This is a genomic window from Flagellimonas lutimaris, assembly GCF_003581615.1.
GTDB lineage: Bacteria > Bacteroidota > Bacteroidia > Flavobacteriales > Flavobacteriaceae > Flagellimonas > Flagellimonas lutimaris.
In genome coordinates this window covers 306325-331236 of record NZ_QXFH01000070.1, presented here as the reverse complement: position 1 = coordinate 331236, position 24912 = coordinate 306325, and the positions used below count along the sequence as shown (strand labels likewise).

Annotated in this window: 24 protein-coding genes; 8 read left to right on the top strand and 16 right to left on the bottom strand. The window is 41.8% G+C overall.

The genetic code is table 11. From position 1 onward, the window contains the following. Positions 1 to 27: 27 nt before the first annotated feature. From accC to pdxA, 6 genes are all read right to left on the bottom strand, one after another. Positions 28 to 1386, bottom strand: a complete 1359-nt coding sequence (gene accC, locus D2V08_RS05950) for an acetyl-CoA carboxylase biotin carboxylase subunit (protein ID WP_119607140.1) — start codon at positions 1384 to 1386, stop codon at positions 28 to 30. Between the two features lie 87 nt (positions 1387 to 1473). Continuing rightward, the gene (accB, locus tag D2V08_RS05945) at positions 1474 to 1962 is read right to left on the bottom strand and encodes an acetyl-CoA carboxylase biotin carboxyl carrier protein (RefSeq protein WP_119607139.1); all 489 of its coding nucleotides are present in this window, start codon (positions 1960 to 1962) and stop codon (positions 1474 to 1476) included. 26 nt (positions 1963 to 1988) lie between these two features. Further along, positions 1989 to 2984 (bottom strand): beta-ketoacyl-ACP synthase III, encoded by a 996-nt coding sequence (locus tag D2V08_RS05940; protein WP_119607138.1) that lies wholly within the window; start codon positions 2982 to 2984, stop codon positions 1989 to 1991. A gap of 175 nt (positions 2985 to 3159) precedes the next feature. Beyond that, complete coding sequence (gene rpmF, locus D2V08_RS05935; protein ID WP_119607137.1) at positions 3160 to 3360, bottom strand: 50S ribosomal protein L32; 201 nt, start codon at positions 3358 to 3360, stop codon at positions 3160 to 3162. A gap of 7 nt (positions 3361 to 3367) precedes the next feature. After that, positions 3368 to 3901: a YceD family protein gene (locus D2V08_RS05930; protein ID WP_119607725.1), complete on the bottom strand. Its 534-nt coding sequence runs from the start codon at positions 3899 to 3901 to the stop codon at positions 3368 to 3370. 110 nt (positions 3902 to 4011) lie between these two features. Next, the gene (gene pdxA, locus D2V08_RS05925) at positions 4012 to 5064 is read right to left on the bottom strand and encodes a 4-hydroxythreonine-4-phosphate dehydrogenase PdxA (protein ID WP_119607136.1); all 1053 of its coding nucleotides are present in this window, start codon (positions 5062 to 5064) and stop codon (positions 4012 to 4014) included. Between the two features lie 58 nt (positions 5065 to 5122). Between pdxA and D2V08_RS05920 the strand changes: the two genes are divergently transcribed. Further along, on the top strand, positions 5123 to 5713 hold the full coding sequence (locus D2V08_RS05920) for a riboflavin synthase (protein WP_119607135.1): 591 nt from the start codon (positions 5123 to 5125) through the stop codon (positions 5711 to 5713). Between the two features lie 7 nt (positions 5714 to 5720). Here D2V08_RS05920 and D2V08_RS05915 read toward each other — a convergent pair whose 3' ends face one another. After that, on the bottom strand, positions 5721 to 7523 hold the full coding sequence (locus D2V08_RS05915; protein WP_119607134.1) for a sodium:solute symporter family protein: 1803 nt from the start codon (positions 7521 to 7523) through the stop codon (positions 5721 to 5723). A gap of 68 nt (positions 7524 to 7591) precedes the next feature. Between D2V08_RS05915 and D2V08_RS05910 the strand changes: the two genes are divergently transcribed. After that, complete coding sequence (locus D2V08_RS05910; RefSeq protein WP_119607133.1) at positions 7592 to 8347, top strand: sulfite exporter TauE/SafE family protein; 756 nt, start codon at positions 7592 to 7594, stop codon at positions 8345 to 8347. Positions 8348 to 8421: 74 nt separating this feature from the next. Here the strand turns inward: D2V08_RS05910 and D2V08_RS05905 are convergent, their stop codons facing one another. From D2V08_RS05905 to D2V08_RS05890, 4 genes are all read right to left on the bottom strand, one after another. Continuing rightward, on the bottom strand, positions 8422 to 11037 hold the full coding sequence (locus tag D2V08_RS05905; RefSeq protein ID WP_119607132.1) for a M14 family metallopeptidase: 2616 nt from the start codon (positions 11035 to 11037) through the stop codon (positions 8422 to 8424). A gap of 135 nt (positions 11038 to 11172) precedes the next feature. After that, a complete protein-coding gene (gene arfB / locus D2V08_RS05900) occupies positions 11173 to 11580 on the bottom strand; it encodes an alternative ribosome rescue aminoacyl-tRNA hydrolase ArfB (protein WP_119607131.1) in 408 nt (135 codons plus the stop codon). Beyond that, positions 11558 to 12553 carry an ABC transporter ATP-binding protein gene (locus D2V08_RS05895; RefSeq protein WP_119607130.1) on the bottom strand — a complete coding sequence of 332 codons (996 nt, stop codon included), beginning with the start codon at positions 12551 to 12553 and terminating at the stop codon, positions 11558 to 11560. The genes arfB and D2V08_RS05895 overlap by 23 nt, the downstream gene beginning before the upstream one ends. A 41-nt stretch (positions 12554 to 12594) precedes the next feature. Continuing rightward, a complete protein-coding gene (locus D2V08_RS05890) occupies positions 12595 to 14751 on the bottom strand; it encodes a prolyl oligopeptidase family serine peptidase (protein WP_119607724.1) in 2157 nt (718 codons plus the stop codon). A gap of 282 nt (positions 14752 to 15033) precedes the next feature. Between D2V08_RS05890 and D2V08_RS05885 the strand changes: the two genes are divergently transcribed. Continuing rightward, on the top strand, positions 15034 to 16281 hold the full coding sequence (locus D2V08_RS05885) for a S8 family serine peptidase (protein WP_245980516.1): 1248 nt from the start codon (positions 15034 to 15036) through the stop codon (positions 16279 to 16281). Between the two features lie 68 nt (positions 16282 to 16349). Here D2V08_RS05885 and D2V08_RS05880 read toward each other — a convergent pair whose 3' ends face one another. The 4 genes from D2V08_RS05880 to D2V08_RS05865 all read right to left on the bottom strand — a co-directional run bounded on the left by D2V08_RS05880 (position 16350) and on the right by D2V08_RS05865 (position 19784). Then, the gene (locus D2V08_RS05880) at positions 16350 to 17363 is read right to left on the bottom strand and encodes an aspartate-semialdehyde dehydrogenase (RefSeq protein WP_119607128.1); all 1014 of its coding nucleotides are present in this window, start codon (positions 17361 to 17363) and stop codon (positions 16350 to 16352) included. Between the two features lie 191 nt (positions 17364 to 17554). Further along, a complete protein-coding gene (gene mscL / locus D2V08_RS05875; RefSeq protein ID WP_119607127.1) occupies positions 17555 to 17962 on the bottom strand; it encodes a large-conductance mechanosensitive channel protein MscL in 408 nt (135 codons plus the stop codon). 75 nt (positions 17963 to 18037) lie between these two features. Continuing rightward, a complete protein-coding gene (alr, locus tag D2V08_RS05870; RefSeq protein ID WP_119607126.1) occupies positions 18038 to 19147 on the bottom strand; it encodes an alanine racemase in 1110 nt (369 codons plus the stop codon). Then, the gene (locus D2V08_RS05865; RefSeq protein WP_119607723.1) at positions 19140 to 19784 is read right to left on the bottom strand and encodes a thymidine kinase; all 645 of its coding nucleotides are present in this window, start codon (positions 19782 to 19784) and stop codon (positions 19140 to 19142) included. The genes alr and D2V08_RS05865 overlap by 8 nt, the downstream gene beginning before the upstream one ends. A gap of 155 nt (positions 19785 to 19939) precedes the next feature. Here D2V08_RS05865 and D2V08_RS05860 point away from each other — a divergent pair, with 155 nt between their 5' ends. Both D2V08_RS05860 and rsmI read left to right on the top strand, forming a co-directional pair. Then, positions 19940 to 20629, top strand: coding sequence for a DUF8457 domain-containing protein (locus D2V08_RS05860; RefSeq protein WP_119607125.1), 690 nt, complete (start codon positions 19940 to 19942; stop codon positions 20627 to 20629). Positions 20630 to 20677: 48 nt separating this feature from the next. Continuing rightward, positions 20678 to 21349, top strand: coding sequence for a 16S rRNA (cytidine(1402)-2'-O)-methyltransferase (gene rsmI, locus D2V08_RS05855; protein WP_119607124.1), 672 nt, complete (start codon positions 20678 to 20680; stop codon positions 21347 to 21349). Between the two features lie 8 nt (positions 21350 to 21357). Here rsmI and D2V08_RS05850 read toward each other — a convergent pair whose 3' ends face one another. After that, positions 21358 to 21960, bottom strand: a complete 603-nt coding sequence (locus D2V08_RS05850) for a carboxymuconolactone decarboxylase family protein (protein ID WP_119607123.1) — start codon at positions 21958 to 21960, stop codon at positions 21358 to 21360. Between the two features lie 55 nt (positions 21961 to 22015). Between D2V08_RS05850 and D2V08_RS05845 the strand changes: the two genes are divergently transcribed. From D2V08_RS05845 to recJ, 3 genes are all read left to right on the top strand, one after another. Next, positions 22016 to 22438, top strand: coding sequence for an OsmC family protein (locus tag D2V08_RS05845; RefSeq protein WP_119607122.1), 423 nt, complete (start codon positions 22016 to 22018; stop codon positions 22436 to 22438). Between the two features lie 100 nt (positions 22439 to 22538). Further along, entirely contained in the window at positions 22539 to 23210 is a 672-nt protein-coding gene (locus D2V08_RS05840) for a lysoplasmalogenase (RefSeq protein ID WP_119607121.1), read from the top strand. Positions 23211 to 23218: 8 nt separating this feature from the next. Then, the gene (gene recJ, locus D2V08_RS05835; RefSeq protein WP_119607120.1) at positions 23219 to 24907 is read left to right on the top strand and encodes a single-stranded-DNA-specific exonuclease RecJ; all 1689 of its coding nucleotides are present in this window, start codon (positions 23219 to 23221) and stop codon (positions 24905 to 24907) included. Positions 24908 to 24912 lie beyond the last annotated feature (5 nt).

Here is a 24912-nt window from a genome sequence, read left to right as displayed (position 1 = left end):
AAAACCCCGAATGTATCGGGGCTCTATTTAATGTTCGTCTTTGTATTTTGGGTCCATTTTAAAATCCTCCATGAATTTGGTAGTATAGTTGCCTGCCAAATAATCTGGATGATCCATCAATTGACGGTGGAATGGAATAGTAGTTTTAACTCCCTCGATTACAAATTCGTCCAAGGCCCTTCTCATTTTGTTAATGGCCTCTTCCCTTGTTTGAGCGGTGGTTATCAACTTTGCAATCATGGAATCATAATTAGGCGGAATCATATAGCCGCTATACACATGTGTGTCCAATCGTACTCCATGTCCACCAGGCATGTGCAATGTGGTAATTTTTCCAGGTGAAGGCCTAAAGTCATTATAAGGGTCTTCCGCATTGATTCGGCACTCAATAGAGTGCAATTTTGGGAAATAGTTTTTTCCAGAGATTGGCACACCTCCCGCAACCAAAATTTGCTCACGAATCAAGTCGTAGTCCACAACTTGCTCTGTAATAGGGTGCTCTACTTGGATACGGGTATTCATCTCCATAAAGAAGAAGTTACGATGTTTATCTACCAAAAACTCAATGGTTCCCGCTCCTTCATATTTTATGTATTCCGCTGCTTTTACTGCCGCTTTCCCCATATCTTCACGGAGCTTGTCCGTCATAAAAGGAGAAGGGGTTTCTTCGGTAAGTTTCTGGTGCCTGCGTTGCACCGAACAGTCCCTTTCGGATAGGTGACAAGCTTTTCCATACTGATCGCCCACAATCTGAATTTCGATGTGGCGTGGTTCTTCAATCAGCTTTTCCATGTACATACCTCCGTTTCCAAAGGCCGCAGTTGCTTCTGTAACGGCGCTGTTGAAGTTTTTCTCCATCTCATCCTCGGACCAAATGGCGCGCATTCCTTTACCTCCACCACCTGCGGTTGCTTTGATCATTACAGGATAGCCCATTTTTTTAGCTTCCTTTCTTGCATGGTCAACATCTTTCAACAAACCTTCAGAACCTGGCACGGTGGGTACACCGGCTTTTTTCATGGTTTCTTTGGCTGTTGCTTTGTCTCCCATTTTATCAATTTGTTCACCAGAGGCTCCAATAAATTTGATATCGTGCTCGGCACAGATTTTTGAGAATTTGGAGTTTTCGGAAAGGAATCCGTATCCTGGATGAATGGCATCGGCGTTGGTAATTTCCGCTGCTGCTATAATATTTGGAATCTTTAAATAAGATTCGCTACTGGGTGCTGGGCCTATACATACGGCTTCGTCGGCAAAGCGTACGTGAAGACTTTCTTCATCGGCCTTGGAGTAAACGGCCACGGTTTTAATGCCCATTTCCTTGCAGGTTCTTATAATCCGCAAGGCAATTTCACCCCTATTTGCAATCAATACTTTTTTAAACATAGAACACAATCTTAAATTCGGAATTCTAAATCTTAAATGGTTCTAAGCAACAAAACTTATTGCCTAAAATGTATCATTTAAAACTCACTAGGATGGGTCTACCAAGAATAATGGTTGGTCAAACTCAACAGGAGAGGAGTCGTCAACCAATATCTTAACTATTTTACCTGAAACTTCTGATTCGATATCGTTGAAAAGTTTCATTGCCTCGATTACACAAAGAACATCGCCTTGGTTTATGGTGGTGCCAACCTCCACGAATGGGGGTTTGTCTGGAGATGGTTTTCTATAGAATGTTCCTATGATGGGGGATTTGATAGTAATATATTTTGAGTCATCATCTGCTTTTTTGGAATCTGATGATGGTGCAGCTTCTTGGGGAGCTGCCGGTGCCGGTGCAGCGGCTGTTGGAGCTTGAGCTACCGGTATTTGTTGAACAATTGTAGTTTCCGGTGTGCTGGAATCGTTGCTTCCTGTTCGAATGGTGATCTTAATGTCCTCCATTTCCAACTTCACCTCGCTGGCACCCGATTTGGCTACAAACTTGATTAAACTTTGAATTTCCTTAATGTCCATGGAATATAATTTAGTTAGTTGTGTGATTAAGAATTATAGGCCCATTTTAAATAAATGGAACCCCATGTAAAACCTCCACCAAAAGCGGCGAAAATGATATTATCTCCTTTCTTTAGTTGCTTTTCGTAATCGTAAAGCAACAAGGGCAATGTTGCAGAAGTGGTGTTTCCGTACCGGTCAATATTGATCATAACCTTTTCGGGTTCGACACCCATCCTGTTGGCTGTTGCGTCAATAATACGTTTGTTGGCCTGATGAGGCGCCAGCCATTGTACATCTTCTTTAGTAAGGTTGTTTCGCTCCATTATAAGTGCGGATACATCAGCCATATTGGAGACTGCAAACTTAAAAACAGATTTACCATCTTGAAAGACATAATGTTGTTTATTCTTTACGGTTTCTTCGGATGCGGGCAAAATTGAACCTCCTGCATCAATCTTTAAAAACTGTCGGCCAATTCCATCGGAACGTAGATACTCATCCTGTAATCCCAACCCTTCTTCATTAGGCTCAAAAAGAACCGCTCCGGCACCATCTCCAAAAATAATACACGTTGTTCTATCGGTGTAATCTATTATGGACGACATTTTATCTGCACCTATAAGCAGTACTTTCTTGTACCTCCCAGATTCTATATAACTAGCGGCTGTTGACATTCCATATAAAAAACTGGAACACGCTGCTTGTAAGTCGTAAGCAAAAGCGTTTACCGCGCCAATTTCCGAAGCAACATATGCCGCTGTAGCTGCAACGGGCATATCTGGAGTAGCGGTGGCAACTAGCACAAAATCTATTTCGGAAGCTTCAATGCCTCTTTTTTGAAGCAAATCTTCCGCAGCTTTGATTGCCATAAAAGATGTTCCTGCGTTCTCTTCTTTTAAGATTCTTCGCTCCTTGATCCCTGTTCTTGTGGTAATCCACTCGTCGTTGGTATCCACCATGGTTTCCAATACTTTGTTGGAAAGAACAAAATCTGGAACGTACCCTCCTACAGCTGTTATTGCTGCTGTTGTTTTCTTCATTTTTAGCCTCTCTTTATTGTCAAAAACATTCAAATTTGACCCAAAAGCGGTGAAAATTAGTCATTTTATATGACTTTATAGTCAAAATTAACCGATTTTGGGTGTTAACATGGGCCCATAAAAAAACTCCCGTTAAAAATTGAACGGGAGTTGCTTTATTTTAAGGGATTTGCGGTTATGCCGCAGCTTCCTCTTCTGTTTTGTCAATCAAAACTTGACCTCTGTAATACAATTTGCCTTCGTGCCAGTGTGCTCTGTGGAACAAGTGCATTTCACCTGTAGTTGAGTCTTTGGCGATTGTTGGCGCAACTGCTTTGTAGTGGGTCCTTCTTTTGTCCCTTCTGGTTTTTGATGTTTTTCTTTTAGGATGTGCCATTATAAACCTATTTATCCGTTAGTAACTTTTTTAAATCGTCCCATCTGGGATCTGTTTCTTCTAATGATTTTGTATTCTCTTTTGGCTGTAACTCTTCAAGTTTGTCCAAAATTTCCGATTGTAACGTACCATCCTCAACTCCAGGGTGAACCCTTTTTTGTGGAACGGCCAGCACCAACATTTCATAAATGTATTGTGCAATATTGAATTGGTGCTCTCCATGTGGAATGACCAAGATTTCATCATCTTCATCATTATACTCTTCGCCAAACTTGACGACTAGTTTTAAATTGGAATCGATAGGCTGATCAAAAGGCTCACCTGTCAAATCACAATCCACATTTACTGTACCCTTCGCTTCAATCTGAAGTTCCATCATGGTGCTCATTTTTTCCAAAACAGCATCAATTCGAACGGAAGCTCCGTTAAATTCTTGGTAGTCAAAAGATTCAAAGAACGCATCATCAATTTCGTACACAAATTTATGTTTTCCCAACTTCAGACCTGAAAAAGGGATAAAAAACTCTTTCAGCTTCATCATTTCTACACTTAAGGTTTGTGTACCAGCCTTTAAAGGCGGGTGCAAAGATACTACTAATTTACAAAACTGCAATTCTTGCTCCAACAAATATCCAAAAAGCAGTTAACTTTTTAGCCTCCACGCTTAATTTTCTGCTTCTGAAGGGGATTTTTGGTCAGTTCCAAATACTCAGTTCTGTTTCTGAATATTTGCATTGCAGTAAATACGGCTTCCTTAAAAGAACTCTCGTCCGCCTTGCCTTTTCCGGCAATTTCATAGGCTGTTCCATGGTCTGGGGATGTCCGGACCTTGTCCAATCCTGCCGTATAGTTCACCCCTTTTCCAAAGGAAAGAGTTTTAAAAGGTATCAATCCCTGATCGTGATAGGCCGCTAAAATGGCATCAAAGTTCTCATGGCTGTTGGAGCCAAAGAAACTATCTGCTGAATACGGTCCGTACACCAAAGTTCCTTTTGCAAACAATTCGCTAATGGTGGGTTTCATAATTTTATCGTCCTCTTCACCAATAGTTCCACTATCTCCACTATGCGGGTTAATGCCCAGCATAGCGATTTTGGGTCGGCGAATACCAAAATCCATTTTTAGGGATTTTTCCATTGTGGTCACCTTGTCACGAATCAATTTTGGGGTAATGGTCTTGGCAACATCTTTTACCGCAATATGATCGGTAAGCAAACCAACACGTAACGAATTCGTGACCATAAACATCAGGCTTTCACCTTCAAGTTCTTGGGCAAGAAAGTCCGTGTGTCCGGGAAATTTAAAATCTTCGGACTGAATATTGTTTTTGTTGATGGGTGCTGTTACCAACACATCAATCTTGTTTTCTTTTAGAGCAGCAACGGCAGCTTTTAAGGAACGAATAGCAAAATTACCTCCTTCTTTGGCGGCCTGACCGTATTCTATTTTAGGAACTTCCCTCCAAACATTGACAATATTTACCTTGCCTTCCAAAGCTTGTTCGGCATCCCTAACACCATTAAACTTAAGGTCCATTCCCAAATCTTTGATTTGTTGGGAGATGGTTTTATTGGATGCAAATATGATTGGGGTACAAAACTCCAACATTCGCGGGTCTTCAAATGTTTTGAGTGCTACCTCGCACCCAATGCCGTTAATGTCCCCTATGGAAATCCCTAACTTTATTTTTTGCTTTTCCTTCATAAAATGAATGCCGTTATGGCTACTTTTGCATTACAAAACTAGTCAATTAATAAGACACATGTTCACAGGTATCATAGAGACTTTGGGTAAAGTCGAAAAGCTGGAAAAAGATGGTGGAAATCTGAACATCACTATCGCTTCGGATATTACTTCGGAATTGAAAATAGATCAGAGTGTGGCCCACAATGGGGTATGCCTTACTGTGGTTTCCTTGGATGGTGATAGCTATACCGTGACAGCCATTGAAGAGACTCTAAATAAAACCAATTTGGATGATTTAGAGCTGGGCGATGAGGTAAACTTGGAGCGTGCCATGGTACTCGGTGCCCGTTTGGACGGACACATTGTTCAAGGGCATGTGGACCAAACCGCGGTTTGTAAATCTGTTGAGGAGAAAGATGGCAGCTGGATCTATAGTTTTGAATATGACCCCAAACTCAATAATGTGACCATTGAAAAAGGATCCATCACCGTAGATGGAGTGAGTTTAACCGTGGTAGATTCTCAAAAGACCAGTTTTAGCGTAGCGATTATTCCTTATACCCATGAGCATACTCGTTTCCATACCTACAAAGCAGGTACAAAGGTGAATTTGGAGTTTGATGTGGTTGGGAAATATGTTTCCCGCTTATTGGAGTTGAGAGGGTAAAGGCTCACTAGAACACATTCCGCATACCACGCCATACTTTTAAAAGGACAAAGGCGGCCACTACCACCAAAACGGTAAGCCCTAGGGCTAAAGGATAATTACCATAAATCCAGTTTCCAGTAGCGAAAAGGCATCCATACACCAAAATACAGCCTACAATCATGGCCAAAACTCCTGAAGGAACGGACCACTTGGCATTTTCATCTTCCAAAGAAACTCCTTCGGCCTTCGCTTCTGCATGAATCTTGTTCCACCCTGGACCTCCTGGTTTTGTGATTTTGTAGAATCGGTACAACACCTTATTTTCTTCAGGTTTGGTCAAAAATGTGGTTGCCAACCAAAGTATGGTGGTTATAAGTACGACCAATGGAAATTTGCTCCAAGTAGGAAAAGGTGCTCCTTCTGCCAAAAAGAGGACGTCTTCATACTGCCAAAACAAAATAGAGATTATACCAGATGAGAACATGGCAACAATTTCGCTCCATGCATTGATACGCCACCAGAACCAACGCAACAAAAAGATGAGTCCTGTTCCCGCTCCAAACATGATGATTATATCGAACAACTGGGTAGCATTATTGAGCTCTAAAGCGAACAAGCTGCTTAAAATCATCAGCACAACGGTGGAAATCCTTCCCACATTAACCAACTCTTTTTCCGATGCATTCTTGTTTACTTGCTGTTTGTAAAAATCATTTACAATATAAGAGGAACCCCAGTTGAGGTGGGTTGAAATGGTTGACATATAGGCCGCTCCCAAGGAAGCCATCACCAGACCCAACAAACCTGTTGGCAATTTGGTCAACATGGCGGAATAGGCCAAATCATTTTTAAGGATGTTTTCGGGCACATTGGGAAAGGCTTGACGAATACTCTCCAAATCTGGAAAGACCACGATGGAGGCCAATGCCACCAAAATCCATGGCCAAGGCCTTAGCGCGTAGTGCAATATGTTGAAGAAAAACGTTGCTCCAATAGCGTGATTTTCATTTTTCGCGGCCAACATTCTTTGCGCAATATAGCCACCACCACCTGGTTCCCCACCAGGATACCAAGCACTCCACCATTGCACTGCCAATGGTATAATCAACAAACCAATTAAAGCATCGGTATCGGAGAAATCTGGAAGAATTGACATTTTTTCCTGCACTTGGGCATTGGCAAAAATACTATCCAGACCACCTACTTCCGGCATATTCACTAAATAGACCGCAGCTCCAATAGCACCGCCCATGGCAACAAAAAACAGAAGAAAATCTGTATAGACTACCCCTCGAAAACCACCGACTGCACTAAATATTACCGTAATGGTACCTCCCAGCAGCACGGTTTCAACGGGTTCCAAACCAAGCATTACCTGTCCAATTTTAATGGCAGCTAAAGTAACGGCCGACATGGCCATTACATTAAAGACCACACCTAAATACAACGAGCGAAACCCTCTTAAAAAATGAGCAGGCTTTCCTCCATATCGCAGGTCATAAAACTCCATATCGGTGGAGACGTTGGATTTCCTCCAAAGTTTAGCATACACAAAAACCGTAAGTAAACCTGTTAGCAAAAAGGCCCACCATCCCCAGTTTCCCGATACCCCGTCGGTACGAACAAAATCGGTTACCAAATTGGGAGTGTCCGTGGAGAATGTAGTGGCTACCATGGAAAACCCTAAAAGCCACCAAGGCATGCTACGACCGGATAAAAAGTATTCTGCGGTGTTTTTTCCTGATTTTTTGGAGACATAGATTCCGATAAAAAGGACTATAGCAAAAAATCCAAAAATGATGATGTAATCTAAAAGTTCTAGTTTCATTTGTTTAGTTTGGCTGGAGTTAAAGATAGGTTTTTTGGGTTACTTTTGTGAATTAGTAAAAAGTCTTCATGTTTCTTTCCACTTTCTCAGATATTTCTGTTGCCGCATGGACCATGGCAGCTACCGCCGCCTTTTTAATGGGGGTTTCAAAAGCGGGACTGAAAGGCATGTCCATTTTTAATGTGACGCTAATGGCATTGGCTTTTGGCTCTAGGGCTTCTACCGGTCTTTTTATTCCCTTGCTTATTGTGGGTGATATTTTTGCGGTGGCCTATTACAACCGGCATACCCAATGGAAGTACATTATTAAGTTTCTTCCTTGGATGATTCTCGGGATTCTTGTGGGGGTTTTAATCGGAAAAGATCTTCCCGAACGTGAGTTTAAATGGGGAATGGTGGTCGTTATATTTATCAGTTTGGGAATGTTGATTTGGTGGGATCGAAGGAAATCTAAAAAAGTACCCACCCATTGGTTGTTTTCCGGTTCTATGGGAATATTTGCAGGCATATGCACCATGATTGGAAATTTGGCCGGAGCATTTACCAATATTTTCTTTTTGGCCATGCGGTTACCCAAGAATGAATTTGTAGGTACGGCGGCTTGGCTATTTTTTATCACCAATCTGTTTAAGCTCCCCTTTCATGTTTTTGTATGGAAAACAATTTCGGTGGAAAGCCTTCTAATTAACTTACGATTATTGCCAGCCATTGGTGCTGGACTGATTTTGGGTGTCTTTTTGGTGAGAAAAATCAACGAAAAAAATTACAAACGCTTTATTTTGATTGTGACGGCAATCGGAGCTGTTGCGATTCTTTTTAGGTAAGACAAAAAATGTATTCAAATAAAAAGCCGCATCAATTTGATGCGGCTTTCCTTTATCCATTAATATGCTTTTTGCTATTCCGAAGCACCGTCGTAAATCGCATTAAAAATCAATTTGTAGGTGCCACGTGGCTGCGCTCTAAACTGTGGACGGAACGCAAACAAGATGGCAGAGCCTTTTCCGTATTTAGCTTTAACCATTGCCGGTTTTTTGGCTATAAACTTATCTTCTCCCATGGCCCAACCGCTCATCAATAGGTCTTTGGCAGCATAGGAGGCAATTACTTCAACTTCGGGTGCGGGGGCATCTTTAATGTCCTCTTCACCACCTTCACCTGATTTTCTCTGTTTGTCAATAGTAAAAGCCCTACTTCTATTAAAGGATACTGCAACAGTATCTTTCATGCCAAAACCCAATGGATGCGAAGTATCCACACCAGCTTTGATTAAAGAACCTGGAATAAAGAAATCATTACTGTCGGCACCTGCTACGGCATCACTCAAGGGCAGTCCAAATTGTTCGATAACAAAATTACTAGCGGCGTCAAAGGCTATCAAAGTTCCACCTTCGTTTACATAGTCACTAAGAGCAACCGAACCTTTAAGGCCAATTCCCCCTGTGAACTTTTCTGGCATGCTTAAATTGCTGTGTCCATGCAAAATGGAACTTGGTCTTTGTGATGGAATAATAATCGCATCATACTGTGAGAGATCTTTGGTTTTGATATCAGCATCGTGCAAGGTATCCATGTCAAACTCGTATTCATCCATTACAAAACGGGTCCATCCTTCGTCCATATTGGCCACCCAAGATTTGTACAAGCCTACTTTAGGCAAATGGATTTTCTTCAACTGTACTTCAGGCTTGGCTGCAAGTCCTGTGAATTCAAGTCCGTACTCATCGGCCAAGGACTCCATCATTTCTTTATCACCAGAAACAATATAAGACCCTGCAGGGAAAGTTACTTTTCCAGCTTTGAATTCAGCCATACTTTTGTGTGCAGTTCCTCCAGCTTTCAAAATTTTGTTTGTGGCGACCACAGAGGCGTTTGTGTTTACACTCAAGGCGTAACCAAAAGAACCATTTCTATTTACATCACCTTCATAATATTTTACAAGACCAGTAACTTTTTCTGTTGGGGCTTTGAATGATTCTGCAATTTTATCCACATTTATTCCCATCTGCATTGGAAGTGTCCATCCGGCTAAATCGTATGGCGTATCCGGAGGACCACCTGGGTATTGAAAACGAGTTGGATAATTTTGTTTTTCCATTAAGTCCAATAAATAAGGCCTGAAAGCTTGTGAAGTATAAATCACATAAGAACCTTCTTCGTATTCTTTTCCGTTTACAGTGAAATCTTTGGTCGCTTTTTCAACTTCAATTCCACCTTGAAGCAATACGTTCACCAAATTTACAGCCTCAAACGAATCCCATTGTTCTTTGCTGATGATGTAAGCGAACAAGTCTTCGGTCTTTCCTTTTTCAACAGCAGATTTACCCATTTTGTATATGTTGTGTAGGTAATTGCTTTTGCGATCGGCAGCAAGATCCAAAGTGGCCCAAGTGGCTGTCAACATATAATCAACCGCGTCCCTAAAATGGGATTCACCACCTTTCCATGGGTCTGGGTACATTATGTCCGTACCATCTGTTGGGGTACCTCCCGCCACTGTCTTTGGAAGCTTTTCTGGGTCATAGAATCTTGGGGTTGGCGTAGTGTGTCCAGTTTCGGTCAAAATACCGATCATGTTGTGATAGTATGGCACCGTACGTCCACCACCGTTCCAGAACATGGTATAAAAGTTGTCTGCAATGGCACCGGGCATATTCTCAAGGGAAAAGCGCTTGGTCATGGCAGAACCCACCTCGCTAACACCTGCAGTGATTGCTGGATGGATCCTTGGGTTTACCGGATCGGCGTAGGGAGGAAGTGAAATTTTGGTCCAAGACGGAGAGGATTGATGGTGATTATAAACAATCTGCGGGTACCATTCGTTGTACAATATTTTGGTAACGTTATAGGTTTCTGGCATTATGTTCATAAACCAGTCCCTGTTATTGTCGTGACCCATGTAGTAGTGGTATAGAATCGGAGGACGTGAGGTCTCATACGCCGTACCTTGGTTTTTTCGGTACCAGTCCACAACAATGTCTAGCCCATCCGGGTTCATTACCGGCATTAAAAGGGTAATCACATTTTCCCTTATTTTTTGCATTTCTGCCGTTTCGGATGTGGCAAGGGTGTAAGCTAGTTCAGAGGTCATCTGCCCGTGGGCCAGTTCCGTGGAGTGCATTCCACCATCTACCCAAACAATGGCTTTCCCTTCTTGTGAAAGTTTAACGGCTTCTTCTTCGCCAACTTGAACGCGGGCAAGTTTGGTGCTGATATCTTTCCATTTATCGAGTTGAGCCAAGTTTTCTTCCGTGGAGATGAACAAGAGGTACATTTTACGACCTAAAACGGTCTCTCCAATCTCAATTTTTTTAACCCTGTTGGAAGCGGCATCCAATTTGGACAAGTAATCTTCTATTTGGGAATAATCGGCCAATTTGTAATCGGCTCCCACCCTAAATCCATATACGTCTTCGGGGGAGGGAACATTTTGTGCTACGGAAAACGCAGCGCAAGACAAAGCCATCACCGCAAAGAGCAGCAATGTTTTGAGGTTTGCAGTTTTAGAAATCATTTTTTTGAATTAGTTAGAATTTGACTGAAAATTAAGCATTTGTAACGAGGATATTAAATCAAGTCCGTTAGAATTACTGTGGAGGATGTTTTTTTAATGGGTTTATAATCTAGTGTTGGTAAAATCAACAAATTCTTATTTCCCCAAATCTGGTTTTTTACGGGTTGCCTTTTTTTCTGAGGTTTTCTTTTTGGACCGTAACCGTTTTTCCTTGGAAGATTTTGTGGGTTTTGTCGGTTTTCGCTTTTTGGGAATGGTAACGGCTTTTTTGAGCATCTCAAAAAAACGTTTTACGACCAAGTCCTTGTTTCGGTGCTGACTTCGGGCTTCATCGCATTGAAGGACCAAAGCACCCTCATTGGTCAGGCGCGATTTTAATTTTAATTGAATCCGATGTTTTTCCCTATCCGAAAGCCCTTCCGAAGCTGGAATGTTAAAAGTGAGTTCTACTTTGGAAGAAACTTTGTTCACATGCTGCCCTCCGGCACCGCTGCTTCGCATAGCCTTAAACTGAAGTTCCCTATGTATTTGTTTTTTGTCCAACTTGGAGCCTTCTGTTGATGGTTTCCAAAGATACATTAAGAAATATGGTTACTCCTTTTTCCTGCTTTTTCTCAGAATTGAAAAAGATTATGGTTCCATCATCTGTGGATCCTTCATTTAAATGATGACCGCCATTAAAAAAAGAGTTGACCACCTCAACTTTTAAACCAGAGGAATCGGAAAATTTGAATTCATGGGGATATACTAGCACTGACCTTTCAATCTCAGAATAGGATTTTAAAAGCTTCATGGGAACTTGGTTTACCTGTCCAAACATGGATGCCGTGTAGTAGTTGGGAGGGTTGTTGTAAAGATCTCGTGTATTTTGATTGGCGATTATTTTTCCTTCTTCCAAAATCAAGGTGCGTTCCGCAAACGGAAGTACATCACTGGGGTCGTGGCTTGCAGTAAGCACCGTAATGCCTTGTTTTTTGAGGTGCAAAAAGAGATTTCTTCGGAGAGAATTGCGCTTAAAATTATCGATATGGCCAAAAGGCTCGTCCAAAATCAAAATTTCAGGTTCTTGAGCCAATACTCGAGCGAGGGCCACTCGTTGCTGCTGTCCCCCGCTGAGGTATTTTACTTTGGTTTTGGCGTAAGGCTTCATCTCAATTAACTCCAGTAGATCATTGATGCGTTCTTCATGGGTTTCCCGCTCAAAAACAGAGAGAAACTGACCAATGTTCTCTTCAACGGATATGAAAGGCATCAAATCAAAATCCTGTGCCAGATATTTCATGTAGGGCTCACCGGGAACCAAATTAAAGTTAGGCCCAAGAGCTTCAATATCTCCCCAAAAAATGGAACCTTCTTCTACATGGAGCAGACCGTAGATGATTTTTAGCAAGGTACTTTTGCCTGAACCACTTTCCCCCATCAAAGCCACATGCTCACCTGGGGCCACTTCAAAAGAAATGTCCTTTAAAATAGTTTGGTCATGATAACCGAAAGAATCTACGTGAACTTTTAGCATAGAAAAGAAGGGCCACTCAAAATCAGTGGCCCTTTATATGTTTAATCTTTAAATTCTTTGAGCACGGCTTGGTTGGGCAATTCATCAAATCCCATATTAAAAAAGGTAAACCCAAAAATATCGGAATATTGCTCAATGGTTTTGCTTACTGGCGTTCCTGCCCCGTGACCTGCATTGGTCTCGATTCGAATTAGGGTAGGTTGTTCGCCAGCTTGTTTTTCCTGTAATTCTGCAGCAAATTTAAAGCTGTGCGCAGGAACCACACGATCATCGTGGTCTCCAGTAGTTACCAAAGTGGCCGGATACTCAGTTCCTTCTTTTACGTTGTGTACTGGGGAGTAGCCTTTAATATATTTAAACATTTCTTCGTTGTCTTCCGAAGTTCCGTAATCGTAGGCCCATCCAGCTCCTGCGGTAAAGGTGTGATAGCGCAACATGTCCATTACACCCACAGCTGGCAAAGCTACTTGCATTAAATCAGGTCGCTGGGTCATTGTGGCACCAACCAATAATCCACCATTGGAACCACCACGAATGGCCAAATATTCTTTAGAAGTGTACTTATTATCAATCAGGTATTCTGCAGCGGCGATAAAGTCATCAAAAACATTCTGCTTTTGAAGCTTGGTGCCCGCTATGTGCCATTTTTTACCGTATTCTCCACCACCTCTTAGGTTGGGAACGGCATACACACCACCTTGCTCCATCCAAACGGCATTCACAATGCTAAATGAAGGTGTCAAACTGATATTAAAACCTCCATAGCCATAAAGAATGGTAGGGTTTTTACCGTTGAGTTCTGTTCCTTTTTTATAGGTGATGATCATAGGCACTTTTGTGCCATCTTTTGAATTGTAGAATACCTGTTTTGATTCATAATCATCTGGATTAAAATCAATTTGAGGTTTCCAATATTGCTCGTACTCACCCGTTTCCACATTGTATTTGTACAAAGATCCAGGCGTGTTGTAATTGGTAAAGGAGAAATAGAATTCCTTGTCTTCTTTTTTGCCACCAAAACCTCCTGCGCTTCCTACACCTGGCAGTTCCACTTCGCGGACCAAATTTCCTTCATAGTCATACTGAAGTACTTTGGAAATGGCATCCACCATATATTCGGTAAAGAAATAGCCTCCGCCGGTTCCTGCTGTCAATACATTTTCAGTTTCTGGAATCAGGTCTTGCCAATTATCTGGTGTAGGGTTGGAAGCATCCACAACCACCACTTTTTTGTTGGGAGCTTCTCGGTCGGTTACCAAATAGAGTTTTGAACCTTCATTGTCGATAACGTAGGTGTCAGAATCGGTGTCATCCAAAATAGTGATGAGCTCTGGATCGGTTTCAGAAAGGTCCATCATAAACAATTTGTTTCCTGATGTGGAAACGGATGCCGAAATGAATAGATATTTTTGATCTTCTGAAACGGAACCACCTACATAACGGTGTTTTTCTTCAGGAGTACCCCCGAAGATGATTTTATCCTCGGATTGGGGTGTACCCAATTTATGATAGTACAGTTTATGCTGGTCCGTTTTTGCAGAAAGTTCGCTTCCCTCCGGTTTGTCGTAGCTGGAGTAAAAGAAACCATCGTTTCCTTTCCAAGACACACCACTAAATTTGATATCGACTAAAGTATCCTCTACAATCTCTTTGGATTCCGCATCAATGGTAATGGCTTTTCGCCAATCGCTTCCTCCTTCGGAAATAAGGTAAGCGGCTTTGGAGCCATCTTTGGTAAAGCTGAGTCCCATTAAGGATGTAGTGCCGTCTTCAGAAAATGTGTTAGGGTCCAAAAACACCTCTTCTTCGCCATCATCTTTTTTACGGTAAACCACATATTGATTCTGTAGGCCATTGTTTTTGTAATAATAGGTGTAGTCACCTTCCTTAAATGGGGAACCTACTTTTTCATAGTTCCAGAGTTTTTCCAATCGGTTTTTTAAATCTTCACGGAACGGAATTTTATCCAAATAGCCAAAAGTGACTGCGTTTTGCTTTTTTACCCAAGCTTCGGTCTCTTCGCTACGGTCATCTTCCAACCAACGGAAGGGGTCGGGCACTTCGGTTCCAAAATAATTATCAATGGTGTCAACTTTTTTGGTAGTGGGGTAGTTCACAGTTATGGGATCTCTTTTTTTTGTTTCTTCTTGGCAGGCTGCAAATAAAACCAACGCAGCCAACAGACTTATGTTTTTCATGTTTTCTTGGATTGATTCGGATAAAAATACCATAAAACAAAGAAACCTGAACGAAGCAAATAGGCTTTAACGAATTTTATGAGATTGATGCTGTCTGGTTTTGTGTGAGTCCTTTTTTTTATAGGAGTTTAAAAAAATAAAAAACAAGATAAGATATGGGCTGGAAAGCGTAATCCACATAAAAAAGTTAAGGTAATGTTAAAAATTTTTTAACGATATAACATATTTTTGTGAGGAAAAGTATTACATTCATCCAGATTAAAACTAAAAACTAATAGAATTATGAAAAAACCTCTTTTAAAAAGGATGGTCTTTTTGGCCAGTACTGGGTTGATTTTATTCTCTTGTTCGGATGAGAGTCAAACTGAAATGGAAAACCTCGAAAATTCAATTGCAGTTCCCGAAACAGAGGAATCTGTGATTTTCAATCAGGGCAGTTACGAAATTGATGGTTCGTACATTGTTGTTTTTGATCAAAAGGTGACCGGTGATGTTGGCGCTAAATTTGGAACTGATTATAAATCAGCCAAAGGAGCTGTAAAACAATTGGCTACTGAAGTTTTGGGAAGTCTACAAATGAAAGGAGAAATTATTGACCGCGTGTATAGCAAAACTTTGATGGGAGTTTCCGCCCGAATGAGTTCTGCAGATGCAGCCAAGCTTTCTGGAGATAATCGTGTGGCCTATATTGAAAAAGACCAAATGTTTACTTTGGCACCACCACCAGGAAAAGGTCCAGGTGGAGGTGGAGGCGGCGGATCTGCTGCTCAAGAAATTCCATGGGGAATAGCCAGAGTTAATGGCGGGTCTTCTTATACTGGTAATAATGTTGCGTGGATTATTGATTCCGGTATAGAATCTACTCACGAAGATTTGAATGTGGATGTAAGCCGAGGGTACAATGCTTTTACCAATGGACCTGATTCTGACTTGACCGTGGATAAAAACGGTCACGGAACACACGTAGCAGGTACTGTAGCTGCCATTGATAACGAGATTGGTGTTGTTGGTGTTGCTGCCGGTGCTACTGTGATTCCAGTGAAGGTTTTGGACCGTCGCGGTAGTGGTTCCTACTCTGGAGTTATTGCAGGAATTGATTTTGTGGCTGCCAATGCTTCTAATGGAGATGTGGCCAATATGAGTTTGGGAGGTGGATTTTCCCAAGCTGTTAACGATGCAGTAATCAATGCTTCATCAGTCGTGAAATTTGCCATTGCTGCTGGTAATGAAAGTGCGGATGCGAATGGGTCTTCTCCTGCTTCGGCCAACGGAAATAATATCTATACCATTTCTGCGATGTCCGAAGGAGATATTTGGGCTTCGTTCTCAAACTATGGAAATCCGCCGGTTGATTTTTGTGAGCCTGGTGTAGCTATTAAGTCTACTTGGCCAGGAGGATACAATACCATAAGTGGTACTTCCATGGCTTCTCCACATGCATGTGGTCTGTTGCTTTTGGGAAACATTAGCAATGGAGGAACGGTAAGTGGTGACCCCGACGGAAACGCTGATACAATTGGTGTAAACTAACCCTATCACTATAAAAGAAGAAGGGGGCCAATTGCCCCCTTTTTTTATTTTAAATAAGCAATAACTTCCTAAGAAATTGCCTCTGATGTATTCGAAACCAAGTTGTTTTCCACCAAATACTCCGCAATCTGCACAGCATTGGTAGCTGCCCCTTTTCTAAGGTTGTCCGCCACTATCCACATATTTAAAGTGTTGGGTTGAGTTTCGTCCCTGCGGAGTCTACCCACAAAAACATCGTCCTTGCCATTGGCAAAAACAGGCATGGGGTAGGTGTTGGTATCTGGATTGTCCTGAACCACGATTCCTGGGGTTTCACTGAGTAACTTTCGAACTTCTGTCAAATCAAAATCGTTGTGGAACTCCACGTTCACAGATTCTGAGTGCCCGCCAGCGGTTGGGATTCGAACTGCGGTTGCGGTAACCGAAAACGTACGGTCGTCCAATATTTTTTGTGGCTCACGGGCCAATTTCATCTCTTCTTTGGTGTACCCATTTTCCAAGAATACATCGCAATGGGGCAACGCATTTCGGTTGATGGGGTAAGGATATGCCATTTCACCTTCGATTCCGGCAGCTTCGTTCTCCATTTGTTCTACCGCTTTAACCCCAGTTCCCGAAACAGATTGGTAAGTTGACACCACTACGCGTTTCATTTGATACTTTTTGTGCAAAGGGTCCAAGGCCAATACCATTTGAATGGTGGAGCAGTTAGGGTTTGCTATGATTTTGTCATCAGCAGTCAATTCATCGGCATTGATTTCCGGCACCACCAATTTTTTGGTCGGGTCCATGCGCCAAGCAGATGAGTTATCGATTACCGTGGTCCCTACATCGGCAAATTTCGGAGCCCACTCCAAAGAAGTGTCCCCCCCTGCAGAGAATATGGCAATGTCCGGTTGGGCAGCAACAGCGTCTGCCAATCCTATTACGGTGTACTCTTCATTTTTATAAGTAAGTTTTTTGCCTACGGAACGCTCCGAAGCAACCAACAACAATTCTGTAATGGGAAAGTTACGTTCTTCCAACACTTTCAACATGACTTCGCCTACCATTCCGGTGGCTCCAACAACTGCTACTTTCATCGTAAAATTATTTCTTGTTGCAAAGGTAGTTCAGTCAGCGACTTAAACAAGCTTTTTTGCAACCAATCAATAAAAAATAACAAAATGTTATAAATAAAACAACCATCAACATGTTAGCGAAACACATTGATGGTTTTTAAAGGTTATTGTGATGTAGCGGCGATACCGAAACTTTTCGGTACCAAAGATTTTTATTTCTTCAACAAATCGCGGATTTCTGCCAACAATTCCTCTTGGGTTGGTCCCTTTGGAGGTTCTGGAGCAGGCTCTTCTTTTTTCTTCATTTTGTTCACGGCTTTAACCACAAGGAACATAACAAAGGCCACTATGATAAAGTCGATAACATTGGTAAGGAATGCACCATACATTACGGCTATTTCCCCGACAATTTCTCCGGCATCATTGGGAGTACCCTCGGTAATCACATACTTCAAATCGTTGAAATCTGCGTTGAACAATAATCCGATCAAAGGAGAAACTATGCCTCCCGTGAACGAAGAAACCACTTCTTTAAAAGCGGCACCCATGACAAAACCTACGGCGATATCCACCAGGTTTCCTTTCATGGCAAAATCTTTAAACTCTTTTAAAAATCCCATTTTTATAGTTGAGTATTGGTTAATCAGAGACAAATTAAGCAAAAAAGCGGTTTGTTCCTCTGTCTAGACCAAAAATCATTGGTTTATTACCTCTCTTTTTACGCGTTGTGATATGGCGGTTAGGATTTCATAAGAAATGGTGTTCGCAGATGACGCAAATCTTTCAGCCGATTTCTTCGGTCCAAAAACGATGACTTCGTCTCCTTCTTGGCAATCGATTCCAGTAACATCTACCATGATCATATCCATGCAAACATTACCGAGTATGGGTGCTTTTTTTCCATTGATAGTAACGAAACCTTTGCCTTTTCCGTACTGTCGGCCAATACCATCGGCATGGCCAATGGGCAAGGTGGCACTTTTGATGGCGCCGTCGGATTTGAAAGCACGGTTGTACCCAACAGATTCGTTGGCATCGATTTGATGGATTTGCGAAATAATGGTTTTTAGGGTAGCCACAGGTTTTAATTGTGCATCCACTTCGGCTTGATTGCCATAGCCATACAACCCGATTCCACTGCGGACCATTTCAAACTGAGCTTCCGGATAGTTGATGATGCCTGAAGTGTTCAGCATGTGTCGCATGGGGGCGTAGCCCAACGCATCAATGAGTTTGTTACTCAAATTTTTGAAGGAGTTGATTTGCTTTAAACTAAAATCACGTTCGTTGATATCTTCCGACGCAGCCAAATGTGAAAAGCAAGAAACTATTTTGATGCTTCCGTTGTCCTTGGTTTCCTCTGCAATAAAATCAGTATCATTTTCTGAAAAACCCAAACGGTTTAAACCTGTATTGAATTTGATGTGGACGGGATAATCCGACTGTTGCTTTGCTTTAGCAACTTCAAGAAACTGGTTCAGGATATTTCTAGAATAAATACTCGGTTCCAAGCAGTATGCAATCAAATCATCAAAATTGGAAGCTAAAGGATGTAACACCAAAATAGGTGTTTTAATACCTGCTTCGCGCAACAAAACCCCTTCACTCACATAAGCAACGGCCAAATAATCGGCACCCAATTGTTTGAGTTTTTTTGCAATAGTTACTATATCACTTCCATAAGCGAAGGCTTTTACAACACCTAAAAATTTGGTTCCAGGGTTTATTTGGGACCGTAAGTAGTTGTAATTGTGTTCCAAGGCCGAAAGGTCCAGAATCAACGTGGTTTCTCCGACCTTACTCATTCGATTCCTCTTTTTTGGTATTTACTTCTTCCGAATCCACATCCATTTCTTTGATTTTTTCGCGCAGCATAGCTTTGTAAAATGCGGCTCGGCTCAAAGGCTCGTATTCTTCGGTTTCGCCTAGCAACACTAAAGTGTCGTTAAGGGATTTTCTAAAACTGTAGTTGGCCAAATTTCCGGTTCGTGTGCAAACAGCATGTACTTTGGTTACATATTCTGCGGTGGCCATTAAAGAGGGCATGGGCCCAAATGGATTGCCCTTAAAGTCCATATCCAGACCAGCGACTACTACGCGAACCCCTCGGTTGGCCAAATCATTGCAGACGGTCACAATTTCATCATCAAAAAATTGGGCCTCGTCAATTCCTACGACATCACAGTCATCTGCCAAGAGGCGAATATTGGCTGCTGCGGGCACAGGAGTGGACCTAATTTCGTTGGAATCGTGGGAGACCACCATTTCCTCATGATAACGGGTATCCACAATGGGTTTAAAGATTTCCACTTTTTGCTTGGCAAATTGTGCGCGCTTCAGTCTTCGGATGAGCTCTTCGGTCTTTCCGGAAAACATGGAGCCGCAGATAACCTCAATCCATCCAAACTGTTCTTTATGATTGACCGTGTTTTCGAGAAACATACCGTATTTTTGAAAGAAATTGTTTGTTTTCCCGTTATATTGGGACAAGCACAAAGCTACTAAAAAATTGCACCCCTGTTTTCAATAAGATTTTAACCTTTTGTTGATAGGGTATTAGCAAAATCATTATATTTTTATAGTAAAAAAGAAAAGCTATGATACGGAAATTGAGGGAAGAGTTGATCAAGTTGTCCACCGAAATAATTACGGCAAGAGAGGACACGGATCTTGCGGCACTTTATGAGAAGTCCAAAGAGATTTACGAAAAGTTGGCCGTATTGAAATTCATAGACGAAAAATTAAGCGATGTTGAGGTTGACACCAGCAAGAATGTGATTGCCACAAGGTTTGAGAAAATGGCAAATGCGGTTTTGAGTGGCAACATCTCTGTGCCTGAAAGCAATCCACATCAGGAAGATATTATGACCCCGGGTATGGACACCATAAAAGATATGGTTTCCGAAATGCCCTCCAACGCCGATTTGGAAAAGGTGTTTGCTGAATTTGTAGCCAAGCCTGATTTTATGAAAAACGATAAGGAAAACTTGGCTCCCACCGATGATAGTGCTGTTACCACCCAGCAGAAAAAAGCTAAATCTTTGAACGACAGATTGGCCAAGGACCTTCAAGTGGGGCTCAACGATAAACTTGCCTTTGTAAAGCACCTTTTTAACAATAGTATGGAAGATTACACAAGGGTACTTTCCCAACTCAACACTATTGACACCGAGGAACGTTCCATTGCATTTATCAACAACATGGTAAAACCGGAGTACAACAATTGGGAGGGTAAAGAAGAATACGAAGCTCGCTTTACCGCTTTAATTGAACGTAGGTTCGCATAAATTCATTTTTCCAATTTTATTTTAACTGGAAGACCTTAACTTTAGTCCATGGGAAAGCTATATCTGGTTCCAACACCAATCGGAAATCTTGAGGACATGACACTCCGCGCCATCAAGGTTTTAAATGAGGTTGATGTTGTTTTGGCCGAGGATACACGCACCAGTGGGAAACTCCTAAAACATTTTGAAATTAACACCCCTTTGCAGAGCCACCATATGCACAATGAGCATAAGCAGGTGGATTCTTTGGTGCAAAAAATGAAAGATGGCTCCACATATGCCTTGATTTCTGATGCAGGCACCCCAGCTATTTCTGACCCTGGATTTTTATTAACGCGCGCTTGTGTTGAGAACGATATTGAAGTGGAATGTCTACCAGGTGCCACTGCCTTTGTTCCCGCTTTGGTAAATAGCGGTTTGCCCAACGACCGATTTGTTTTTGAAGGGTTTTTGCCCGTAAAAAAAGGTCGCCAGACACGACTTTTGGAACTTGCTGATGAAACCCGGACCATGGTTTTTTATGAATCGCCCCATAAGCTTATTAAAACTTTGACCCATTTTGCCGAGTATTTTGGAGAGGATCGACCTGTTTCGGTTTCTAGGGAATTGACCAAATTGTACGAGGAAACGGTTCGAGGAACTGTGTCAGAAGTTTTGAAACATTTCAACAATAAAGCCCCCAAAGGAGAATTTGTGATTGTGGTTGGAGGAAAAAAATAAATGGACCATTAATACTTAGACCCATCATGCTTCCCTTTTTCCCAACCCACTTCACCTAAATATTTTTCCGCACTTTCCACGGCGCCATCTTCAATGTTGGTCCCCATGGAGTCATTCCAGCGATTCAGGTAGCCAAAAAGTGAGATTACCCCCATCATTTCTACAATTTCACCATCATTCCAGTGCTTATGCAACTGCTCTTTAATATCAGCATTAACGGTATTTGGAACTTGCGAAGCAGCCAAAGCAAAATCCAACGCAGCCTTTTCCGCTTCTGAAAAAGCACTATGCGTTCTATATTCCCAAATATTGTCCAGTTGCTCTTGTTCTGCGCCATATCGTTCTGCGGCCCTGATCGCATGTGCTTGACAATAACGGCACCCCGTAGCATTGCTGCTCACCCAGGCAATCATCCTTTTTAAGGCAGAAGTCACTCTGCCCTCATTAGCCATTACCGCTTTGTTGAGGTTGATGAATGCTTTGGAAATAGCAGGCCTGTGCTGCATGGTCAACACGGAATTGGGGCAAAACCCAAGTGTTTCGTTAAAGAACGCTGCTAGTTCTTTGGTTTCTGGATCATGATCGGGGGAAAGGGGGTTTACTAAAGCCATGGATGATATTTAATATTGTATTTTTGAATTCTACAAGAAACAAAAATTATATTTCATGACAAATCACGTCACTACCACTTGGTTGGGTGGAACTACTTTCGAGAGCACAAATCCTTCTGGACATACTATTAAGATTGATACCTCTCCAGAGCATGGGGGGGGAAGCGAAGGACTACGTCCCAAGGCATTGATGCTTACGTCACTGGCAGGGTGTTCAGGATTGGATGTGGCATCGCTAATGAAAAAAATGAAACTTGAAGTGGAAGAATTCAAGATTGAGACCATCGCCAACCTTACAGATGAGCACCCAAAATACTACGATTCTGCAGTAATTGAGTATCATTTTACGGGCGCCAATCTAAAGGAGGACAAGCTTAAAAAAGCAGTAGACCTTTCCGTGGAAAAATATTGTGGTGTGATGGAAATGTTCAGAAAATTTGCCAAATTGGACATTAAGATTTTTTATCATAACAAATAGGCCGAACACAAAGGACAATAACCTCTAGTTCCTTTTTGATGATATGGGTTTTCTTTTTGGAGCCCATGTTGTTCGCTGTCAACATTAAAACTGAAACAAAATGTGGCTAAAAAAGAATGGGTTATATGTATTATTGGGTGTTTCTGTCATCCTTGCAATTTTAGGGGTTTCCACTGCAAATTTTATTTTTAAGTCCGGCACGGCCGGGATGGGGATTCTCATAATTCTGATACTCTACGCGCAGTTTAAGAAAAGTGCCAAGGACACTTGGATGATTTTGGGTGCATTTCTCTTTTCCATTATAGGCGATTGGTTTTTATCCAATATGAACGGGGACAGCCTTATGTTCGTAAAAGGAATCGCCCTCTTCTTTTTGGCACATGTAGGTTATTTGCTTTATGCCCTGTTCAATGGTCGAATCAAGGGAATGTTCACCGTAATTTTATTGGCTGCGTATTTGGTGTTTTTCTTTTTGGTACTGTACCCCACCTTTACAGATGTACCTTTAATGATAGCCTCTTTGGTGTATTTGCTCATTTCCTGTTTTTCGTTGGGAGCGGCTATGGGAATGGAAGGTGACCGCACAGCAAAAGGGAGTTTTATCCTTGGGATTGTTCTTATCATTTTCTCTGATACCATAATTGCTTTTAAAGAGTTTGTGGATTATCATATGTTTGATTTTCTAATCACACCAACCTATTATCTCGCCCATATTTTTATTACATTTTCACTTATCAAAAGGTTTGAAAGTAAAGTCCCAGCAACAAAATAACACCTACTATGCGTTGGACCATAAAACCAAAACCTACACAAGAATCCATTGACCATCTTTCCAAAAAATTAGGGGTAGATGATTTAGTTGCGCAACTGTTGATTCAACGAGGAATTACTAATTATGAAGAAGCCAAAGCATTTTTTCGCCCCGAATTGAGCCATTTGCATTACCCTTTTTTGATGAAGGATATGCACAAGGCGGTAGAGCGGATAGAGCAAGCCATTGCGAATGATGAAAACATTATGGTTTATGGAGATTATGATGTGGATGGAACTACTTCTGTGGCTTTGATGAGTTCTTACCTCATGGAAACCTATCCTAATGTAGCCACATATATTCCCGACCGGTATATGGAAGGATATGGCATTTCGTTTCAAGGGATAGATTTTGCTGCGGATAACGACATTGGTTTGATGATTGCCTTGGACTGTGGGATTAAAGCTATTGGTCAGATAAAATATGCCAAGGAGAAAGGGATAGATGTTATTGTGTGTGACCATCACAGGCCAGGGGAAATTTTGCCGGATGCAGTGGCCATTTTGGACCCTAAGCAAAAAGATTGCAAATACCCATATAAAGAACTTTGCGGATGCGGGGTCGGTTTTAAATTGATTCAGGCCTTGGGTTCGAAACAAGGTAAGACCATAGAAGATTTAATGCTGTATTTGGATTTGGTGGCGACCGCCATAGCGGCAGATATTGTTCCTATTACGGGCGAAAACCGAGTTTTGGCTTATTATGGTTTGATGGTCATCAACGAAAATCCAAGAACAGGGATCAAGGCGCTAATTGATCAAACTAAAAAGCGGGAACTCACCATTACCGATGTAGTGTTCATTGTTGCACCACGCATCAATGCTGCGGGACGTATGAAGCATGGCCAATATGCAGTCACGCTTCTTACGGAAAACGATTTTGAAAAAGCGAAACACTATGCTTCAGAAATAGAGCTGTTCAACACAGAGCGAAGAAGTTTGGATAAAGAAATCACCGAAGCAGCCCTGGTTCAAATCCAAGAAAACCAAGAAGAAGATAGGTTTACCTCCGTTGTATATAATGAAAACTGGCACAAAGGGGTGATAGGGATTGTGGCTTCTCGATTAACCGAAACCTATTATAGGCCTACCTTGGTATTTACCAAAAGCGGTGATAAATTGGCGGCTTCGGCACGATCAGTAAAAGGGTTTGATATCTACAACGCGTTGGAAGGCTGTTCCGATTGTTTGGAACAATTCGGCGGACATATGTATGCGGCAGGACTCACACTGTTGGAAGAGCAGTACGAAGCCTTCAAAAATCAGTTCGAGAAAGTGGTATCGGAATCCATCGACCCAGAACTACTAAAACCCGAAATATCTGTAGACGCCAAAATAGAAATGAATCAAATTACACCAAAATTGATGCGGATTCTGAAACAATTTGCTCCCTTTGGTCCTGGGAACATGACCCCCATATTTATGGCCGAAGGATTAAAAGATACCGGATATGCCCGTGGAGTTGGTGAGGGCGAAAAACATTTAAAATGTAGTTTATATCAAACAGGTTCCAATCCCATTGGAGGTATTGGGTTTAATTTGGGCAATAAATTAGAGCGGGTGAAGGGTATAAAACCGTTTGATGCCGTATTTTCGTTGGACGAGAATGAATGGAACGGAACAGTGACCCTTCAACTTAAATTAAGAGATATTCGCTAGCATTT

Bases quoted from the DNA above. Each gene is read 5' to 3' on its own strand.
- accC (WP_119607140.1), bottom strand. From the start codon at position 1,386: ATGTTTAAAAAAGTATTGATTGCAAATAGGGGTGAAATTGCCTTGCGG.
- accB (WP_119607139.1), bottom strand. From the start codon at position 1,962: ATGGACATTAAGGAAATTCAAAGTTTAATCAAGTTTGTAGCCAAATCG.
- D2V08_RS05940 (WP_119607138.1), bottom strand. From the start codon at position 2,984: ATGAAGAAAACAACAGCAGCAATAACAGCTGTAGGAGGGTACGTTCCA.
- rpmF (WP_119607137.1), bottom strand. From the start codon at position 3,360: ATGGCACATCCTAAAAGAAAAACATCAAAAACCAGAAGGGACAAAAGA.
- D2V08_RS05930 (WP_119607725.1), bottom strand. From the start codon at position 3,901: ATGATGAAGCTGAAAGAGTTTTTTATCCCTTTTTCAGGTCTGAAGTTG.
- pdxA (WP_119607136.1), bottom strand. From the start codon at position 5,064: ATGAAGGAAAAGCAAAAAATAAAGTTAGGGATTTCCATAGGGGACATT.
- D2V08_RS05920 (WP_119607135.1), top strand. From the start codon at position 5,123: ATGTTCACAGGTATCATAGAGACTTTGGGTAAAGTCGAAAAGCTGGAA.
- D2V08_RS05915 (WP_119607134.1), bottom strand. From the start codon at position 7,523: ATGAAACTAGAACTTTTAGATTACATCATCATTTTTGGATTTTTTGCT.
- D2V08_RS05910 (WP_119607133.1), top strand. From the start codon at position 7,592: ATGTTTCTTTCCACTTTCTCAGATATTTCTGTTGCCGCATGGACCATG.
- D2V08_RS05905 (WP_119607132.1), bottom strand. From the start codon at position 11,037: ATGATTTCTAAAACTGCAAACCTCAAAACATTGCTGCTCTTTGCGGTG.
- D2V08_RS05895 (WP_119607130.1), bottom strand. From the start codon at position 12,553: ATGCTAAAAGTTCACGTAGATTCTTTCGGTTATCATGACCAAACTATT.
- D2V08_RS05890 (WP_119607724.1), bottom strand. From the start codon at position 14,751: ATGAAAAACATAAGTCTGTTGGCTGCGTTGGTTTTATTTGCAGCCTGC.
- D2V08_RS05885 (WP_245980516.1), top strand. From the start codon at position 15,034: ATGAAAAAACCTCTTTTAAAAAGGATGGTCTTTTTGGCCAGTACTGGG.
- D2V08_RS05880 (WP_119607128.1), bottom strand. From the start codon at position 17,363: ATGAAAGTAGCAGTTGTTGGAGCCACCGGAATGGTAGGCGAAGTCATG.
- mscL (WP_119607127.1), bottom strand. From the start codon at position 17,962: ATGGGATTTTTAAAAGAGTTTAAAGATTTTGCCATGAAAGGAAACCTG.
- alr (WP_119607126.1), bottom strand. From the start codon at position 19,147: ATGAGTAAGGTCGGAGAAACCACGTTGATTCTGGACCTTTCGGCCTTG.
- D2V08_RS05865 (WP_119607723.1), bottom strand. From the start codon at position 19,784: ATGTTTCTCGAAAACACGGTCAATCATAAAGAACAGTTTGGATGGATT.
- D2V08_RS05860 (WP_119607125.1), top strand. From the start codon at position 19,940: ATGATACGGAAATTGAGGGAAGAGTTGATCAAGTTGTCCACCGAAATA.
- rsmI (WP_119607124.1), top strand. From the start codon at position 20,678: ATGGGAAAGCTATATCTGGTTCCAACACCAATCGGAAATCTTGAGGAC.
- D2V08_RS05850 (WP_119607123.1), bottom strand. From the start codon at position 21,960: ATGGCTTTAGTAAACCCCCTTTCCCCCGATCATGATCCAGAAACCAAA.
- D2V08_RS05845 (WP_119607122.1), top strand. From the start codon at position 22,016: ATGACAAATCACGTCACTACCACTTGGTTGGGTGGAACTACTTTCGAG.
- D2V08_RS05840 (WP_119607121.1), top strand. From the start codon at position 22,539: ATGTGGCTAAAAAAGAATGGGTTATATGTATTATTGGGTGTTTCTGTC.
- recJ (WP_119607120.1), top strand. From the start codon at position 23,219: ATGCGTTGGACCATAAAACCAAAACCTACACAAGAATCCATTGACCAT.